The sequence below is a fragment of the Kribbella swartbergensis genome, from assembly GCF_054784135.1.
Genome location: NZ_BAAGPM010000014.1, coordinates 245,742 through 263,108, shown reverse-complemented (window position 1 = coordinate 263,108; position 17,367 = coordinate 245,742). Strand labels below are relative to the sequence as shown.

20 protein-coding genes are annotated in these 17,367 nt (G+C 70.0%); 6 read left to right on the top strand and 14 right to left on the bottom strand.

Translation table 11 applies throughout. The features are described 5' to 3' along the window. Window positions 1-3 precede the first annotated feature (3 nt). The 8 genes from ACYVOK_RS08065 to ACYVOK_RS08030 are packed head-to-tail and all read right to left on the bottom strand — an operon-like array spanning window position 4 to window position 6,123. Window positions 4-1,125 carry a CaiB/BaiF CoA transferase family protein gene (locus tag ACYVOK_RS08065; protein ID WP_460661640.1) on the bottom strand — a complete coding sequence of 374 codons (1,122 nt, stop codon included), beginning with the start codon at window positions 1,123-1,125 and terminating at the stop codon, window positions 4-6. Window positions 1,126-1,159: 34 nt separating this feature from the next. Then, the gene (locus ACYVOK_RS08060; RefSeq protein ID WP_460661639.1) at window positions 1,160-1,546 is read right to left on the bottom strand and encodes a hypothetical protein; all 387 of its coding nucleotides are present in this window, start codon (window positions 1,544-1,546) and stop codon (window positions 1,160-1,162) included. Further along, window positions 1,543-2,262, bottom strand: a complete 720-nt coding sequence (locus ACYVOK_RS08055; RefSeq protein ID WP_460661638.1) for an SDR family oxidoreductase — start codon at window positions 2,260-2,262, stop codon at window positions 1,543-1,545. The genes ACYVOK_RS08060 and ACYVOK_RS08055 overlap by 4 nt, the downstream gene beginning before the upstream one ends. A 15-nt stretch (window positions 2,263-2,277) precedes the next feature. Continuing rightward, a complete protein-coding gene (locus tag ACYVOK_RS08050; RefSeq protein ID WP_460661637.1) occupies window positions 2,278-3,201 on the bottom strand; it encodes an RNA polymerase sigma-70 factor in 924 nt (307 codons plus the stop codon). 4 nt (window positions 3,202-3,205) lie between these two features. Continuing rightward, window positions 3,206-3,769 (bottom strand): DinB family protein, encoded by a 564-nt coding sequence (locus ACYVOK_RS08045; protein WP_460661636.1) that lies wholly within the window; start codon window positions 3,767-3,769, stop codon window positions 3,206-3,208. 16 nt (window positions 3,770-3,785) lie between these two features. Next, window positions 3,786-5,252, bottom strand: coding sequence for a cobyric acid synthase (locus tag ACYVOK_RS08040; RefSeq protein ID WP_460661635.1), 1,467 nt, complete (start codon window positions 5,250-5,252; stop codon window positions 3,786-3,788). A 38-nt stretch (window positions 5,253-5,290) separates the two neighbouring features. Continuing rightward, entirely contained in the window at window positions 5,291-5,827 is a 537-nt protein-coding gene (locus tag ACYVOK_RS08035) for a YbaK/EbsC family protein (RefSeq protein ID WP_460661634.1), read from the bottom strand. After that, window positions 5,824-6,123, bottom strand: a complete 300-nt coding sequence (locus ACYVOK_RS08030) for a GNAT family N-acetyltransferase (protein WP_460661633.1) — start codon at window positions 6,121-6,123, stop codon at window positions 5,824-5,826. Before ACYVOK_RS08030 ends, ACYVOK_RS08035 begins: the two co-directional genes overlap by 4 nt. A 157-nt stretch (window positions 6,124-6,280) precedes the next feature. On the opposite strand from ACYVOK_RS08030, the gene ACYVOK_RS08025 reads away from it, so the two are divergent. Further along, window positions 6,281-7,105: a helix-turn-helix domain-containing protein gene (locus ACYVOK_RS08025; RefSeq protein ID WP_460662184.1), complete on the top strand. Its 825-nt coding sequence runs from the start codon at window positions 6,281-6,283 to the stop codon at window positions 7,103-7,105. 2 nt (window positions 7,106-7,107) lie between these two features. On the opposite strand, the gene ACYVOK_RS08020 is transcribed toward ACYVOK_RS08025, so the two are convergent. Further along, window positions 7,108-7,539, bottom strand: a complete 432-nt coding sequence (locus ACYVOK_RS08020; RefSeq protein WP_460661632.1) for an organic hydroperoxide resistance protein — start codon at window positions 7,537-7,539, stop codon at window positions 7,108-7,110. Window positions 7,540-7,556: 17 nt separating this feature from the next. Then, window positions 7,557-8,510: a quinone oxidoreductase family protein gene (locus ACYVOK_RS08015; protein ID WP_460661631.1), complete on the bottom strand. Its 954-nt coding sequence runs from the start codon at window positions 8,508-8,510 to the stop codon at window positions 7,557-7,559. Window positions 8,511-8,559: 49 nt separating this feature from the next. On the opposite strand from ACYVOK_RS08015, the gene ACYVOK_RS08010 reads away from it, so the two are divergent. Beyond that, window positions 8,560-9,210: a TetR/AcrR family transcriptional regulator gene (locus ACYVOK_RS08010; RefSeq protein ID WP_460661630.1), complete on the top strand. Its 651-nt coding sequence runs from the start codon at window positions 8,560-8,562 to the stop codon at window positions 9,208-9,210. On the opposite strand, the gene ACYVOK_RS08005 is transcribed toward ACYVOK_RS08010, so the two are convergent. The 4 genes from ACYVOK_RS08005 to ACYVOK_RS07990 form a co-directional block, all read right to left on the bottom strand. Further along, window positions 9,194-9,940 carry a sulfite exporter TauE/SafE family protein gene (locus ACYVOK_RS08005; protein ID WP_460661629.1) on the bottom strand — a complete coding sequence of 249 codons (747 nt, stop codon included), beginning with the start codon at window positions 9,938-9,940 and terminating at the stop codon, window positions 9,194-9,196. The genes ACYVOK_RS08010 and ACYVOK_RS08005 overlap by 17 nt on opposite strands. Window positions 9,941-10,056: 116 nt before the next feature. After that, window positions 10,057-11,220, bottom strand: coding sequence for an SPFH domain-containing protein (locus ACYVOK_RS08000; protein ID WP_460661628.1), 1,164 nt, complete (start codon window positions 11,218-11,220; stop codon window positions 10,057-10,059). A gap of 167 nt (window positions 11,221-11,387) precedes the next feature. Next, on the bottom strand, window positions 11,388-11,903 hold the full coding sequence (locus ACYVOK_RS07995; RefSeq protein WP_460661627.1) for an NfeD family protein: 516 nt from the start codon (window positions 11,901-11,903) through the stop codon (window positions 11,388-11,390). 193 nt (window positions 11,904-12,096) lie between these two features. After that, window positions 12,097-12,879: an ABC transporter ATP-binding protein gene (locus tag ACYVOK_RS07990; protein ID WP_460661626.1), complete on the bottom strand. Its 783-nt coding sequence runs from the start codon at window positions 12,877-12,879 to the stop codon at window positions 12,097-12,099. An 89-nt stretch (window positions 12,880-12,968) separates the two neighbouring features. Here ACYVOK_RS07990 and ACYVOK_RS07985 point away from each other — a divergent pair, with 89 nt between their 5' ends. The 4 genes from ACYVOK_RS07985 (at window position 12,969) to ACYVOK_RS07970 (ending at window position 17,317) form a co-directional block, all read left to right on the top strand. Beyond that, the gene (locus ACYVOK_RS07985) at window positions 12,969-13,703 is read left to right on the top strand and encodes a hypothetical protein (protein ID WP_460661625.1); all 735 of its coding nucleotides are present in this window, start codon (window positions 12,969-12,971) and stop codon (window positions 13,701-13,703) included. A 27-nt stretch (window positions 13,704-13,730) separates the two neighbouring features. Beyond that, complete coding sequence (gene serB, locus ACYVOK_RS07980) at window positions 13,731-14,948, top strand: phosphoserine phosphatase SerB (protein ID WP_460661624.1); 1,218 nt, start codon at window positions 13,731-13,733, stop codon at window positions 14,946-14,948. A 35-nt stretch (window positions 14,949-14,983) separates the two neighbouring features. Beyond that, window positions 14,984-15,877 (top strand): GNAT family N-acetyltransferase, encoded by an 894-nt coding sequence (locus ACYVOK_RS07975; protein ID WP_460661623.1) that lies wholly within the window; start codon window positions 14,984-14,986, stop codon window positions 15,875-15,877. Between the two features lie 75 nt (window positions 15,878-15,952). Beyond that, a complete protein-coding gene (locus ACYVOK_RS07970) occupies window positions 15,953-17,317 on the top strand; it encodes a glycoside hydrolase family 16 protein (RefSeq protein WP_460661622.1) in 1,365 nt (454 codons plus the stop codon). Window positions 17,318-17,367: the final 50 nt, after the last annotated feature.

Here is a 17,367-nt window from a genome sequence, read left to right as displayed (position 1 = left end):
CTCTCAGTCCTGTACGGCGGCGCCGGCAGCCAGCAGGTCGTCGATGTCGGTGATGCCCCAGTCGCCGAGCGCCTCGCGGGTGTGCTGGCCGGCCCGCGCGGGCGGGCGGGCGAGGCTGGTCGGCGTACGGGAGAAGCGTGGGGCGGGTGCGGCCTGGCGGACGCCGTCCTTGTCCACGAAGGTGCCCCGGGCAACGAGGTGGGGATGATCGGCGGCGAGCGGCAGCACCGGCGCGACGCAGGCGTCGGAGCCGTCGAACACCTCCGTCCACTCGGCCTGGGTCCGCCGAACGAAGGTCTCGGAGAGCAGCTTGCGGAGCTCCGGCCAGTTCGCCGGATCGTTGCGGTCCGGGGCGTTGATGCCGAGCCTGGTGATGAGCTCGTCGTAGAACGGCTGCTCCAGCGCGCCGACCGCCAGGTGCTTGCCGTCGGCGGTCTTGTACACGTCGTAGAACGGCGCGCCGGTGTCCAGCAGGTTCGTGCCGCGCTCCTGCTTCCAGGCCCCGGCGGCGAGGGCGCCGAGCATCATCGTGGTCAGGTGCGCCGATCCGTCGACGATCGCCGCGTCGACAACCTGACCACGCCCGCTCCGCTGCGCCTCGTGCAGCGCGGCCAGGATGCCGACGACCAGGTACAGCGACCCGCCGGCGAAGTCTCCGAGCAGGTTGGACGGCACCTGGGGCGGTCCGCCGGCGCGGCCGATCAGGTGCAGGGCACCGGACAGCGCGATGTAGTCGATGTCGTGCCCGGCGGTCTGGGCGAGCGGCCCGTCCTGCCCCCAGCCCGTCATCCGGCCGTACACCAGCTTCGGGTTGATCGCGTGCAGGTCCTCCGGCCCGAGCCCGAGCCGCTCGGCGACCCCCGGCCGGAAGCCTTCGACCAGTACGTCGGCCTTCGTGGCCAAGCGCCGTACGACGTCGATCGCCGCCGGGTTCTTCCGGTCCAGGGCGACGCTGCGGCGACCGCGGTTGACCAGGTCGAGCTCGGGTGGCCCGAACGACAGGCCGCCGCCGGGCCGGTCGACCCGGAGAACCTCGGCGCCGAGCTCGGCGAGCATCATGCAGGCGAACGGTGCCGGGCCGATCCCGGCCAACTCGACGACCTTCACCCCCTGCAGAGGACCCATGCCCGCTATTGTGACAGTTCTACTGTCACAGTCGTCAAGTCAGCTTGCGTGCGGCGACCAGAGCGCTCGCCGGCACGAGCACGCTGAGCGTCGTGACCACCGCCACGACGGCGGACCAACCCGGCGAGTCGCCCTCGAGGTGCCCGAGGTGGAAGTACAGGTGAGGCACCGCAAAGGCCAGGTACGCCGACAGCGCGACAACCGTGAGGAACCGGTCGAAGCGGATCGCCGCTGCGACGAGCACGACCGCCACCCCGAGCGTCGCACCGCCGAAGTCGCGGAAGAGATGCTCGCTGTACGGCGGCGTCCAGTCGACCGTCGGCAGCTGGTAGAAAGACGCCGGGAAGAACGTCAGCCACACGCCGAGGATCAGTTCGTACGCCGCGAACACCATGAGGACGGACCGCACGTAGCCCCTCATCCGAGGTACTCCTCGAAGGTGATCGATCCGTACGACGGCCCGTCGACGATCGCCGCACCGGAGGCGTACGCACGGAACACCTTCCCGGGAAGACGGACTCCGACCACCGGCCGGCGAGCTGACCGGGCCGCCTTCCACGCGCGGGCGAGGTCGGTGACCCGACGACGCTCAGGCCCGCCGATGTCCGGCGCCCGGCCGTTGACCGGCGGTTCGGCGACGAGTTCGGTGAGGCGTACGGCGACGTCCTCGACCGCGATCGGCTGGAGCGTGACCGGCGGGGCGAGGACGACCGGAACCTTCACGCTGAAGATCCGGTCCAGCAGGTTGTGGAACTGCGTCGCCCGCAGGATCGTGTGCGGCGTTCCCGACGCGGCGACGAGCCGCTCGACCTCGAGCTTGTGCCGGTAGTACGGCAGCGGAATCCGGTCGATGCCGACGATCGACATGACCACCAGGTGCGCCGAGCCGCGTGCCGCCTGCAGGAGATTGCGCGCCTGCTGCACGTCCCGCCGGCCGAGGCCGGTCGCGAGGTGGACGATCGTGTCGACGCCGTCGGCCGCCGCCTGGATGCCGCTGCCGGTCGTCAGGTCGCCGGTGACCAGGCCCGGTCCGGTCCGACGGCTGAGGACGCGGACCTCATGGCCGGCCGCCCGGAGGTGGTCGACGGTGGGCCGGCCGAGGGTGCCGGTGCCGCCGGTGACGAGGATGGTTCCCATCTGGTGTCCTTTCGTTCACCAGCCGAGATCGGGTAGCCCTCCGATTCGTGACAACTGCCCGACCGCGAATCCCAGCTTGTCCGGATTCAGCACGAACCGGAGCTCGCTCACCCCGTCGTCGCCGAACTCGACGAAACAGACGGCCTCGACACCGTCGGCGCTGACGGCAACCAGCGCGGGCCGGCCGTTCGCCTCGGCGATCCGCGGCTCGATCCCCGCGCCGAAGCGTTCCACGACGCCGATCAGGTAGCGGGCCACGCGCTCGCGGCCGGTCAGCGCGTTGCGCGCGGCAACGACCTTGCCGCCGCCGTCGGCCCGCGCCACGACGTCCTCGGCGAGCAACTTCTCCAGCTCACCGACCTCACCGAGCTGCGCCGCGGCGACGAACCGCTCGACCAGTTTGCGCCACTCCGCGGGATCGACCCGGCGCTCCCGCTTCGGCTCGGCGGCGACGCGCCTGGCCGCCCGGGAGGCGAGCTGGCGCGCGTTCGCCTCGGTGGTGCCGATCAGTTCGGCGACCTCGCGATGGCTGTAGCCGAACGCCTCCCGCAGTACGTACGCCGCCCGCTCGGCCGGCGTGAGTCGTTCGAGCAGGAGCAACAACGCGAACGAGACCGAATCGCGCTCGGCGACCACGTCGAGCGGTCCGAGCTCGCCGAACTCGGGCCGGCCGGTGAGCACCGGCTCCGGCAACCACTCCCCGAGGTACGTCTCTCGTCGTACCCGGGCCGAGGTGAGCTGCTGGATCGACAGGTTCGTGACCACCTTGGCCAGGTAGGCACCGGGGTCCTTCACTGTCTCCCGGTCGACGCCCTGCCACCGCAGCCACGCCTCCTGCACGATCTCCTCGGCGTCGGTCGCCGTGCCGAGCATCCGGTAGGCGATCCCGAACAACCGCCCTCGCACCCGCTGAAACGCGGTCAGTCCGTCGGTGGTCACCTGATCAGCCCGGCAGGAACGTCTCGGCGGCGCGCTGGATCTTGGCGTAGAAGTCGGTCCAGCCGGCCTCGTCGAGCATGCCGGAATCCGCACCGCCCTGGCCGTCGATCAGCTCCCGAATGATGTCGGCGTGGCCGGCGTGGTGCGCGGTCTCGTCGACGACGCGGACCAGCAAGGCGCCGAACGTCGTACGACGCTTGTCCTCGGCCCAGTGTGGGACCTCCGCAGGGGTGTCCAACGAGAACTCGGCGATGCTGCGGTCACTGTGGGCGCAGGCAGCGCGGTACAGGTCGGTGATGTAGTCGGAGCTCTCCGACGGAAGCGCCCACATGTCGCCGCCCTCCCAGACCGAGCCGTCCTCGTCCCAGGGCAGCGGCTTCTCCGGCGGTCGCCCGACGCTGGTCCCGAGGTAGACGTACTCGACCCCGGTGAGGTGTTTGACCAGCCCCAGCAGGTTCGTCCCCGAAGGCACGAGCGGACGACGCCGGTCGTACTCACTCAGGCCCTCCAGTTTGGAGAGCATCAACGCTCGGGTCGCCTGGAGGTACTCCTGCAGCTCAGCCTTCATAGCCGACGACGCTAGCTCACGCCCCGGACAGTTTCGGCGCACCCGGTGGAATGAACGGCGGTGCCACCGGCCCGTGCTCGATCAGTTTCATCAGCGCGTCCGTGTCGACGTACTCGTCGATCGCGTCGGCAAGCCGGTCGAGTCGGGCCTCGCGCAGCGCGGCGAACGAGACCGTGCCGCCCGGCGCCGGTTTGCCGGTCAGCCCGGCCACTTCGGCCAGGAACGCGTGGCGCGCCGCATCGTCGTCGAGCAGCCCGTGCCAGATCGTCCCCCAGGTGTTGCCGACCCGGCAGCCACCGGCGAACGCGTCCGCCTCCCCGGCCACCGTCACCACACCGTGATGGATCTCGTACGCCGTCGCGGCCGGCCGGGCCAGCACCTTCCCGGCCTCGAACACGGTTGCTACCGGCAACAACCCGAGCCCGCTGTGCTCCCCGCCACCCTCGACACCGTGCGGATCCGTGATCGCACCGCCCAGCATCTGATATCCACCGCAGATGCCGAGCACCGGCCGCCCGGCCGCGACCCGGGCAGTCACCGCCTCCGCCAGCCCCTGCTCCCGCAACCACCGCAGGTCCGCCACGGTCGCCCGTGATCCGGGCAGGACGACCAGATCGGCGTCCCGTACCTCGGCCGGGCTGGTGGTGAAGAACACACTGTTCGTCGGCTCGACCGCGAGCGCGTCCAGATCGGTGAAGTTGCTGATCCGGGGGAAGCGCACCACCGCCACAGTGAGCAGGTCCGCCGGCGAGCTTCGTCGTACCGGGATGTCCAGGGCGTCCTCCGAGTCCAGCCAGAGCTCGGGCAGCCACGGGAGTACGCCGTACGTCGGCCGGCCGGTCGCGGACGTGAGCATGTCGATCCCCGGCTGCAGCAGCGACACGTCACCACGGAACTTGTTCACCAGGAACCCGCTGATCAGCGCCTGGTCCGCGGCGTCGAGCAACGCGACCGTGCCGAACATCGACGCGAACACTCCCCCGCGGTCGATGTCGCCGACCACGACCACCGGAGCCTTCGCATGCTGGGCCAGCCCCATGTTCACGTAGTCCGACCGGCGCAGGTTGATCTCCGTCGGGCTCCCGGCCCCCTCGCTGATCACTACGTCGTACCTGGAGGCCAGATCGTCGTACGCCGCGAACGCCGCCTTGGCCAACTCGGCCCGCTCGGTGAGGAAGCCGCGGGCGGTGAGCTCACCCCACGGCTCCCCCATCAGCACGACGTGGCTCCGGCGGTCGCTGCCCGGTTTGAGCAGCACCGGGTTCATCGCGGCCTCCGGTTCGGCGCCGGCGGCGACGGCCTGGATCCACTGCGCCCGGCCGATCTCGGCGCCGTCGGCACAGACCATCGAGTTGTTCGACATGTTCTGTGCCTTGTACGGCGCCACCCGGACACCCTGGCGCGCCAGCCACCGGCACAGCCCGGTCACCACGGTCGTCTTCCCGGCGTCGGACGTCGTACCGGCAATCAGGAGCGAACCCACCGGCCTACCTTACGGCGGGGCACCCGCGACGGCACCGGTCAGCTCACGGGACCAGCGAGTTGCAGCACCTCGGCGGTGGGGAGCTTGGCCAGGTCGGCGCCGTCGACGAGCAGCTTGGACGCCCGGACGCCGCTGCCGATCACGACCGGTCCGGCGTTCGCGACCGCCTCGTCGACCAGGACCGGCCAGTCCGCCGGCAGTCCGATCGGTGTGATGCCGCCGTACTCCATCCCGGTCCTGCCGACCGCGTCGTCCTGGGCGGCGAACGAGATCTTCCGCACACCGAGGTGCTTGCGGATCACGCCGTTCACGTCGGCCCGGTGGGTGGCGAGCACCATCACCGCGGCGTACGTCGACTCACCGGCGCGCTTGCCGTGGACGATCACGCAGTTCGCCGACGCGGCCATCGGTACGTCGTACTCCGCGCAGAACGCGGCCGTGTCGGCCAGGCCGGGGTCGATCGCGGCGGCGTACGCCGGGATCGAGCCGAGGCCGTCGCGGACCGGATCGGCCAGCAGTTCCGGCACCTCGGCGGCCTGCCGCCACTCGAGTTTGCCCAGCACCGGCTCCCTCACTCGCCCTCCCGCTTGGTCAGGTCGGCGTACTCGGGGTGTTCGGCGAGGTAGTCCTGGTAGAACGGGCAGGCCGGCTTGACCCGCAGCCCGAGCGCCCGCGCGTCGTCCAGGGACTTGGTGGCGATCCGGCCGGCCACGCCCTGGCCGCGGAACTCCGGCAGCGTCTCGGCATGCAGGAAGGTGATGACACCGGGGTACAGCTTGTAGTCGACGAAGCCCATCAGGTTCCCGTCGGCGTCGACCGCCTCGTACCGGCTGCGTTCCTTGGCGTCCACCACGCTGATCTCGTTTCCCATGCCGCCACTGTAGGCCGTGTCTGTGGACGGCTTGCCGCCTGTTGCCGTGGACAGACGGTAGGCTCGCGGGCTGAAATGGGTGAGTGGACGGGTGCGGGGTGTGGGTGACCAGGTGACGGTGGCTGCGGGAGACGGTGGACCGACCGCTCTCCGGATCATGCTGGGCGGACAGCTGCGGCGGATGCGGGAGCAGGCCGGGATCAGCCGTGCGGACGCCGGCTGGCAGATCCGCGCCTCCGAGTCCAAGGTCAGCCGGATGGAACTCGGCCGGGTCGGGTTCAAGGAACGCGACGTCAGCGACCTGCTCGACCTCTACGGCATGCGGGACGAGGAGGAACGCTTCCGGCTGATGGAGCTGGCCCGGGCGGCGAACAACCCGGGCTGGTGGTCCCGGTACGGCGACGTGATGCCGACCTGGTTCACCAACTACGTCGGCCTGGAGGTCGCGGCCACCCTGATCCGGACCTACGAGGTGATGTTCGTCCCCGGTCTGCTGCAGACCGAGGACTACGCCCGGGCCGTCGTCCAGATGGGCAGGGCCTACCTGCCCGCGGAGGAGATCGACCAGCGGGTCGCCCTCCGGGTGACGCGACAGCAGATCCTCACCCGGCCGACCCCGGTGCGTCTGTGGGTGGTCATCGACGAGTCCGTGCTGCGCCGCCCGGTCGGCGGCGAGAAGATCATGCGGGCGCAGATCGAGCACCTGATGATGTGGGCGCAGCAGCCGAACATTACGCTGCAGGTGATGCCGTTCAGCAGCGTCGGTTACCCGGGCGCCGGCGGCGCGTTCAGCATCCTGCGGTTCCCCGAGGGCGACCTGCCGGACATCGTCTACATCGAGCACGCGGCCAGCGCGCTGTACCTGGACAAGCTCGAAGAGGTCGACGAGTACGTCGCGATCATGGAGGCACTCACCATCGCGGCGGCGCCGGTGTCGCAGACCGAGACCCTCTTGAAGGACGCCCTCGCCCGGATGGACTGACCTCAGGCGACCCGGAGGTCGACCTTGATGTTGCCGCGGGTGGCGTTGGAGTACGGGCAGACCTCGTGGGCCTTGGCGACCAGCTCCTCGGCGACCGCGTGGTCGACACCGGGCATGCTCACCTCGAGCACGACCTCCAGGCCGTAGCCGGCGCCACCGTTGATCGGGCCGATGCCGACCTCGGCGGTGACGGTCGAGCCGTCGGCGTCCTGACGGGCCTTGCGGGCGACCAGCTTCAGCGCACTGTGGAAGCAGGCGGCGTACCCGGCCGCGAACAGCTGCTCCGGGTTGGTGCCCTTGCCGTTGCCGCCCATCTCGACCGGCGGCACCACCACCACGTCGAGCTTGCCGTCGCTGCTCGCGACCTTGCCGTCGCGACCGCCCTGGGCCGTGGCCTTGGCGGTGTACAGAACCTTCTCTACTGCGATCGTCATAGCTGTCGTCTCCGGAATCAGCGGGTCGGGTCGAGGAGGAGCTTGCCGACGGTGCGGCGGGCCCGGAGGTCTTCGTGGGCCGTCGCGACGTCGGACAGCGGATAGTCGCCGCCGATGATCGGGCGGAGCTTGCCGCTCGCGGTCAGGTCGAACAGTTCTGCCAGCGGCTCGGCCAAGAGGGCCGGGTTGCGGAAGCAGTCGGCCAGCCAGAAGCCGGCGACCGTCTTCGAGCCCTTCATCAACCGGGCCGGATCGATCGGGGCGGCGGCCTGCCGCGACGCGGCACCGAAGGTCACCAGGCGGCCGAAGCGCCCCAGCGCGGCGAAGGACTCGTCGAACGTCGGACCGCCGACCATCTCGAGCACGATGTCGACCGGCTTGCCGGCGTTCGCATCGAGGATGCGGTCCTTCAGGCCCTCCGGCTCGCCGTCGATGGCGGCATCCGCCCCGAGCTCGACCGCCTGCTTGCGCTTCTCCTCGCTGGACGCGGTCGCGATCACCCAGCCGGCACCCCACAGCTTCGCGAGCTGTACCGCGAGGGATCCGACCCCACCAGCTCCGGCGTGCACCAGCACGGACTCCCCAGGCTGCAGATGCGAGGACGTCCTCAGCAGGTGCCAGGCCGTGGTGCCCTGCAGGACAAGAGCGAGCGCGGCGCCGTCGCTGACACCGTCCGGCACGTCGAAGGCGTACGGCGCCTGGGCAACAGCCTTCTCGGCGTAGCCACCGGAACCGACGAGCGCGACCACGCGGCGACCGTCGGCCGTCCGTCCGACGACCTCGCCACCCGGGATCAGCGGCAGCTGGGTCTTCGACAGGTAGCTGTTCTCGACCTGGTGCGTGTCCGCGTAGTTGATGCCGGCCCGGTCGACCGTGATCAGGACCTGGCCGTCACCGGCGACCGGCTCCGGAACCTCGCTGATCTCGAGCACCTCGGGTCCGCCGAACTGAGTAATCCGTATCGCTCGCATACACCGTACTATACACTGTACGTTAAGACGCCGACGGGAGGTGCGTCACATGGCGAGGACGCCGCGCAACACGCTCAGCTCCGAGCTGATCGTGCGGACCGCCCTGGAGTTGATGGAGTCGAAGGGTCTCAACGGGTTCAGCCTGCGCGGGGTTGCGGCCGAGCTCGGGGTCGGGCCGATGGCGCTCTACACGTACTTCCGGAACAAGGCCGACCTGTACGACGCCGTCCGCAACCACCTGATGGCGTTGCTGCCCGCCGTACCGGAAGATCTGCCGTGGCCGGATCAGGTCCGGGCGGTGTGCCGCGGACTGCGGCTGCTGATGCTGCAACATCCTTGCCTGGCGCAACTTCTGTCCGGCCGGCCGCTGAGCGGCGACGAGACGGCTCGGGTCGCCGAGGGGCTGCTGAGCGTGCTGCGGAAGGCCGGATTCGCGCCGGAGATCGCGGCGCGGACGCACACCACGTTGTTCACCTACGTGCTCGGGGCAACGTCCTGGGAGATCCAGATGGCCGCCGAGCGCCGCGACCCGGAGGCGTGGCGACGGTTGCGGACGACGATGGAGTCACTGTCAGCCCGGGAGTTCCCCAGCGTTGTCGAGTTGGCTCCCGAGCTCGCCCGGACAACCGGTGGCGACGAGCAGTTCGACTACGGCTTGGACCTGCTGCTGGCCGGGTTGCAGCTCAGAACACCATCGTGACGATGGCGAGGACGCCGATGCAGACGATGAGGGCACGCAACGCGATCGGCGGCAGCTTGCGGCCGTAGCGGGCACCGAGGAAGCCGCCGATCGTGGAGCCGACCGCGATCAGCACCGCGGCCGTCCAGTCGACATCGGCGACGATGATGAACAACACGGCGGCGACCGTGTTCACGACGGTCGCGAGGACGTTCTTCAGGCCGTTCATCCGTTGCAGGTTGGAGTCCAGGCCGAGGCCGAGGATCGCCATCAGCAGCACGCCTTGCGCGGCGCCGAAGTACCCGCCGTAGACACCGGTGGCGAACACCGCGGGGATCACCCACCAGGCACCCCGGTGGTGATGCGACGGCACGCTGATCCACCGCGACAACCAGGGCTGGAAGGCGACCAGCACACACCCGAGCAGGATCAGCACCGGTACGACGGCGTCGAACGCGGAATCGGGCAGCGTCAGCAGCAGCACTCCCCCGACGACGCCGCCGACCAGCGACGCCGGGATCAAGCGGATCATCCGCCCGCGCTGGCCCTCGAGCTCACGCCGGTAGCCGATCGCGCCGGCCGCCGTACCCGGTGCCAGACCGACGCTGTTGCTCACGTTCGCGAGCACCGGCGGGATGCCGACGGCAAGCAACGCGGGGAAGGTCAGCAGCGTGCCCGAGCCCACCACGGCGTTGATCGTGCCCGCGCCCATCCCCGCCAGCAGGACGAACAGCGCCTCGAACCATGTCATCGCTGCCAGACTCTACGCACCTGACCGGATCCATCGCTCAGCCGTCCGTCCGTTGAGCACTCATCCGGCGGCCGGCACAGCAGAACCGCCCCGGGCCAGGCCGGGGCGGTTCGGGGTCAGCGTTCGAGTGGCGGCTCGGGTGACGGCGGAGCCGGGGGCTCCTGGTTCTGCCCGATCGAGGGCGGCGGCGTGACCGGTTGCTGGCCGCGGCTGCTGACGGCCGCGTTCTGCGCCGCGGCGATCGCCTCGGCGACCGCGTGGTCGGCCTCGGCCACCGCGGCATCCTGCGCGGCATCCGATCCCGCCTCGACCTCCGGCACCTGGCCGTTGTCGATCTCCGGCGCCTGCCAGGAACCCTCGGCCTTCTGCGGGATGCCGGCCACCTGACCGACCGCGCTGCCGAGACCCTTGAGCGCGTCACCGATCTCACTCGGCACGATCCACAGCTTGTTCGCGTCGCCCTGAGCGATCGACGGGAGCATCTGCAGGTACTGGTACGCGAGCAGACCCTGGTCCGGCTTGCCGGCGTGGATCGCGTTGAACACCGTGGTGATGGCCTGCGCCTCACCCTGGGCCTTGAGGATCCGCGCCTCCCGCTCGGCCTGCGCCCGCAGGATCCGGGATTCCTTGTCACCCTGGGCCGTCAGGATCGCGGACTGCTTCTGCCCCTCGGCCGACAGCACGGCGGACTGCCGCATACCCTCGGCGGTCAGGATCGCCGCGCGCTTGTCGCGGTCGGCCCGCATCTGCTTCTCCATCGAGTCCTGGATCGACGGCGGCGGGTCGATCGAGCGCAGCTCGACCCGGTTGACCCGGATACCCCACTTGCCGGTGGCCTCGTCGAGGACGTACCGGAGCTTCTCGTTGATCTCCTCACGCGAGGTCAGCGTCTGCTCCAGATCCATGCCACCGATGATGTTCCGCAGCGTGGTCATGGTGAGCTGCTCGATCGCCTGGATGTAGTTGGAGATCTCGTACGTCGCCCGGACCGGGTCGTTCACCTGGAAGTAGATGACAGAGTCGATCGACACCATCAGGTTGTCCTCGGTGATGACGCCCTGGGGCGGGAACGCGACGACCTGCTCGCGCATGTCGATGGTGTAGCGCACCTTGTCGACGAACGGCATCAGCAGGTTCAGGCCGGGCTGGAGACCGGTCTTGAACTTCCCGAACCGCTCGACGATCCCGACGGTCTGCTGCTGCACCACCCGAACGGACTTCGCCAGCGTGACGATCACCATCACGGCGACCACTGCCAGCACTACGAGGAACGCGGTCATTCCGACCCTCCACTCGACAGAACCTCAGGACGGACAGTCTTTCCTATCGACGGTCCACTCGGCGTACCGGTTCCCCGGCGCGTGGGCTGCCTGATCGGACAAGTACTTCTGTCGTCCTCCGCTCCGACAGTACTGCGGTCACCCGGTCACGCAACCGGGGTCGGCCCTCAGCTCTGCGGCGGGTCGGTGGGGTTCGACTCGGGGTTGTTCAACTGGTGGTGCAGCGGGTCGCCGACCGGGTAGACGACCGCGGTCGCACCGTCGATCGACATCACCTCGACCCGCGTCCCCGGGGCGATCGTCGACACCTCGTCGTACGGACGGGCCGTCCAGAGCTCACCGCCGAGCCGGATCGAGCCGCCGCCGTCGGGATGGATCTCCTTCACCACGGTCCCGGTCCGGCCGATGACGTGCGCGGAGCCGGTCTTCAGCTCGGCGCCGTGGTGGAACTTCCGGGCGAGCAGTGGACGGATCGCGACCAGCATCGCGGCGGCGGTGATCAGGCCGACGACGATCTGCAGCCAGAGCAGTCCCGGGAAGACGGCACTCACCCCGGCGGCGGTCAGCGCGCCGGCCGCCAGCATCAGCAAGGTGAAGTCGAGTGAAGCCAGTTCGGCCAGACCGAGGACGGCGGCAATCGTCAGCCACGCCGCCCAGATGTTGTCCCGCAGCCAATCCATCATTTCCCAAGCCTATCCGCGTTCCGGGCCCCAAGCAGGTCCACAACGATCGGACGCACACCGCCGTCCACCCGATCCAACCTCCCCGCCCCCGAACACATGAGCGGATAACCCCCGCAGTTGCCCGTTCTCGCCTCCGCATACCGGGGCAGAACGGGCAACTCCAGGGGTTAACCCCTGAAATGCCCGGCCGGCGTCAGAGGGCGCGGGCGGTGTAGCGGGCGTCTTCCTGTTTGAGGGAGAGCGCCAGGTCGAAGGTTTCGCTGAGGGTCTCGGAGGTGAGGGCCTCCTGCATGGGGCCGGCGGAGACGATCCGGCCCTCCTTCAGCAGCAGCGCGTGGGTGAAGCCCGGTGGGATCTCCTCGACGTGGTGGGTGACCAGGACCATCGCCGGTGCGCCGGCCGCGGTCGCGATCGAGCTGAGCGAGCGGACCAGCTGCTCGCGGCCGGTGAGGTCGAGTCCGGCCGCGGGCTCGTCCATCAGCATCAGCTCGGGGTCGGTCATCAGCGCGCGGGCGATCTGGACCCGCTTGCGCTCCCCCTCCGACAAGGTGCCGAAGGTCCGGTCGGCGAGGTGGCCGATGCCGAGCTCGGTCAGCAGCTCCTTGGCCCGCTGGTGGTCCAGTTCGTCGTACTCCTCGCGCCAGCGGCCGAGTACGGCGTACGACGCGGAGACGACGACGTCCGACACCCGTTCGCCGCGCGGCAACCGGTCGGCCAAGGCGGCACTGGTCAGCCCGATCCGCGGCCGCAGTTCGAACACGTCGACCGCCCCGAGCACCTCGCCGAGCAGCCCGGCGACGCCGGCGGTCGGGTGGATCTGCGCCGCGAGGATCTGCAGCAGCGTCGTCTTGCCGGCGCCGTTCGGGCCGATCACGACCCAGCGGTCGGCCTCGTCGATTGTCCAGTCGATCCCGTCGAGCAGTCGCGCCCCACCACGAACGATCGACACCCCGGCCAGCTCCACCACTGCACTCATGCCCCAAAACCTACGGGGTCGCTCCCCCCGGTCTCGCGCCCACCCTGCTGGTGTCGTACGGCGGACGGGGTGATGGGAGACTTGCGGGCGTGTTGACGACCTCCGCCTCGGTTCGGTTCACCGTGTGGACCAACGCGATGCTGACCGGTGCCTGCGACCCCGACACGGCCGCCCACAAGATCCTCGGGGACGACGTCGGGCACCACGTGGCCGGCCTTGCCGCGCACCCGGCGCCGGCCACGCTGCCGGTCGCGCTGAACCTGTTGCGGGCCGCGGGTGCGACCCAGGCGCACCTGGCGTTGCCGATCCCGGGCGATCCGATCGGACTGGCCGGCCCGCCGGCCTTCAACGAGGCGGCGTTGGAGTCGGGTGAGGCCGTCGTCCTGACCGGAGCCGAGCTCGGGCTGGTTCCGTCGTACGTCGGTCCGGCCGTGCAGTGGACCGTGATGGCCGCGACCAGCCCGGTGCCGGCCGACTTCGGCGAAGCCGACCGCGGACTGCGGATGGCGCTGATCGAGGCGGCCGAATCGCTGGCGGCGCTCGACGTCGCGCGGTGGAAGCCGGAGATCGCCGACGCGCTGATCGACATCCGCAAGATCGGCACCGGCCGCAACGACGACCTTGCCCCCGGCTACCAACCGCGAGCCGTGAAGACGGCCGCCACCGCGCGCCGGTGCCTGGCCATCGCCGACGCCGCGCTCGAGGACGACGGCGCCGCGGTGACCGGCGCCGAGGCCGACGCCCGCCGGCGGACGCTGACGGAGTTGGCCGCGGCCGCCCGTCGTGCTCTCGTCGCGGCATGTGGACCGCCGGTCCGCGACTGATGTGGTTTGGGTACCGTTCGTGCTGCCATGACTGGACAGGCTGAGCTCGAGACGCCCTCGCCCGATCGCCCGACGCTATTGGTCATTCTGACCGGCACAGACCGCCCGGGCCTGACCTCCGCTGTGCTCTCGACGCTCGCCACCCGAGGGGTCGAGGTGATCGACGCCGAGCAGGTCGTCCTCCGGGGCCGGCTGGTGCTCGGTGTGCTGGTGTCCGCGCCGCGCGACCACAAGAGCCTCAAGGAAGAACTGAAGGCGCTCGAGACCGTCCTCGACGTCGACATCTCGGTGAAGAAGGGCATCGGCGACAACGAGCCCCGGCGCAAGGGCCGCACCCAGGTGACCGTGATCGGGCACCCGCTCACCGCGGCCGGCCTGGCCGCGATCGCCGGCCGGATCGCCGACACCGGCGCGAACATCGACCGGATCAGCCGGATGGCGCGCTACCCGGTGACCGCGATGGAGATCGCCGTCTCCGGTGCCGATCCGGACGCGTTGCGGGCCGTGCTGGCGATGGAGGGGGTCCGGCAGAAGCTCGACGTCGCCGTCCAGGCCGGCGGGTTGTACCGGCGGGCGAAGCGGCTGATCGTGATGGACGTCGACTCGACCCTCATCCAGGGCGAGGTCATCGAGATGCTCGCCGGCCACGCCGGCCGGCTGGAGGAAGTTGCCGCCGTCACCGAACAGGCGATGCGCGGCGAGCTCGAGTTCGCCGAGTCCCTGCACCACCGGGTCGCGCAGCTGGCCGGCCTGCCCGAGTCAGCGCTCGACGAGGTGTACCAGGCGATCCAGCTGGCGCCCGGAGCGCGCACGCTGGTTCGCACGCTGAAGCGGCTGGGGTACCAGTTCGCGATCGTCAGCGGCGGGTTCAGCCAGATCACCGACAAGCTGGCCGCCGATCTCGGCATCGACTACGCCAAGGCCAACGAACTGGAGATCGTCGACGGCAAGCTGACCGGCCGGGTGGTCGGCGACGTGGTCGACCGGGCCGGCAAGGCGACCGCGCTGCGCGAGTTCGCGGAGATGTCCGGTACGCCGTTGTCGCAGACGGTCGCGATCGGTGACGGCGCCAACGACCTCGACATGCTCGCCGCCGCCGGGCTCGGGGTCGCCTTCAACGCCAAGCCGGTCGTCCGCGAGGCGGCCGACACGCACCTGAGCGTGCCCTACCTGGACACGATCCTGTACCTGCTCGGCATCAGCCGCGAGGAAGTCGAAGCCGCCGACGCGGACAATCCGGCCTGACCGGTTCTGCCCCGCCGGTGCGCGATGATCGGGGCATGCTCCCGCACGGGTTCACGAGCCGTCCCGCGACGATCGACGACGCAACAGCGATCTACCGGCTCCTGGCCGAGGGCGAGATCCGCTGGCACGGCCGGGCCGAGGTGGTCCCGGATGCGGTCGCTGCGGATCTCCGGCGGCCGGAGTTGGACATGACACGCGACACCCTCGTCGTCGAGGCGCCCGACGGCGAACTGGCCGGGTGGGCCTGGGTGCACCTGGGCAAACGCGCTCAGGTCGACGTGCACCCGTCGTACCGGGCCCGGGGAATCGGCACGGCGCTGCTCGACTGGGCGGAGGCGCGGTCGCGCGAGGAGGGCAGCGAGTGGCTCGCGCAGGCGGTCGACGACGCCGACCGGGCCGGAACCGAGCTGCTCCGGTCGCGCGGGTACGAGGTGCTGGCGACCAACTGGCTGCTCGAACGGCCGATCGTCGCGCCAGGACCGAGGAAGGTGCCGGACGGCATCACGCTCACGCCGTACGACGAGGCCCGGGCGCGCGAGGTGCACGAGCTCATCGAGACGGCGTTCTCCGAGTTCCAGCAGCGGCGGAAGTCGTACGACGAATGGGCCCGGCTGACTGTGGAGCGTTCCACGTTCCGGCCGGATGCCTCGACGCTGGCGTTCGCCGGTGACGAGCTGGTCGGTGCCGTCGTCGCCCTCGACCTGCCGGAGACCGACGAGGGGTACGTCGAGCAACTCGCCGTACGCGCCGATCATCGGGGCAAGGGCGTGGCGCGGGCGATGCTCGACGACACGTGTGCCGTCTTTCACCGGCTCGGTCGGCGGGACTGCATCCTCTGGACGCATTCCGGCACCGGAGCGCTCGGGATGTACGAACGCCTCGGCATGCGGGTCCGGCGGAGTACGACGGTCTATCGCCGCACGCACTGAAACCCAGCCTGTGACGAGCTGTTGACACACCGGAATGAGAGCGCTCCCATAGACTAACCCCTGAAGGAGGTAGTCATGCGTTCCCGCCCCTTGATCGCCGCATTGATCGCCCCACTCCTGGTCACCGGCGCCCTGGCCGTCGCGGCCGACGCCAGCGTCCCGCCACCGGCCAACGGCTGGACGACCGTGTGGAGTGACGACTTCGACGGACCCGGCGGCACGCTGCCGTCGAGCGCCAACTGGATCGTCGACACCGGCCACGGCTATCCCGGCGGCCCCGCGAACTGGGGCACCGGCGAGATCCAGAACTACACGAACAGCACCAGCAACCTCGCCCTCGACGGCACCGGCAACCTGCGCATCACACCCCGCCGCGACGCGGCCGGCAACTGGACGTCGGCCCGGATCGAGACCCGGCGCGGCGACTTCAAACCGCCGAGCGGCGGCGTGCTCGCGATCGAGAGCCGGATCCAGATGCCCAACGTCACCGGCGCCGCGGCCCTCGGCTACTGGCCCGCGTTCTGGGCGCTCGGATCGCCGTACCGCGGGAACTACTGGAACTGGCCGGGCATCGGCGAGTTCGACATCATGGAGAACGTCAACGGGATCAACTCGGTCTGGGGTGTCCTGCACTGCGGTGTGAACCCCGGCGGCCCGTGCAACGAGACCAGCGGCCTCGGCGCCAGCCGCGCGTGCCCGGGCTCGACCTGCCAGTCCGGCTTCCACACCTACCGGTTCGAGTGGGACACGAGCATCTCGCCGAACCAGTTGCGCTGGTACGTCGACGGGCAGCAGTACCACTCGATCAGCCAAGGGCAGTTGCCGGCCGACACCTGGTCGAACATGACCTCGCACGCCGGCTACTTCATCCTGCTGAACGTCGCCATCGGCGGCGCCTTCCCGGACGCGCTCAACGGGCCGACGCCCCGGCCGGAGACCGTTCCGGGGCATCCGATGATCGTGGACTACGTGGCCGTGACTTCACGCGGTGGCGGCACCACTCCCCCGACCACACCGCCGCCAGGCGGCAGCAGTGCCTACAGCACGATCCAGGCCGAGTCGTACGGTCAGCAGTCCGGGATGGGTCTGGAGGCGACGACCGACACCGGCGGCGGTCAGAACCTCATGCAGATCAGCAACGGCGACTGGGCGCTGTACCGCGGCATCGATTTCGGCAGTACGGCGGCAACGCAGTTCGTCGCGCGAGTCGCGTCCGGCGCGGCCGGCGGAGTCAGCGGCCTGGTCGAAGTACGCCTGGACAGTCGGTCGAACGCCCCGATCGGCAGCTTCGCGATCGCCAACACCGGCGGCTGGCAATCCTGGCGAACCGTCCCCGCCAACATCTCCGCCGTCACCGGAGTCCACGACGTCTACATCACCTTCACCAGCGGCCAACCCGCCGACTACGTCAACCTCAACTGGCTGGCCTTCGGCCGCTGACCGCGGTACGACGACGGGGCCAGACGGCTCCGGAGGAGGTGAGCACCTAT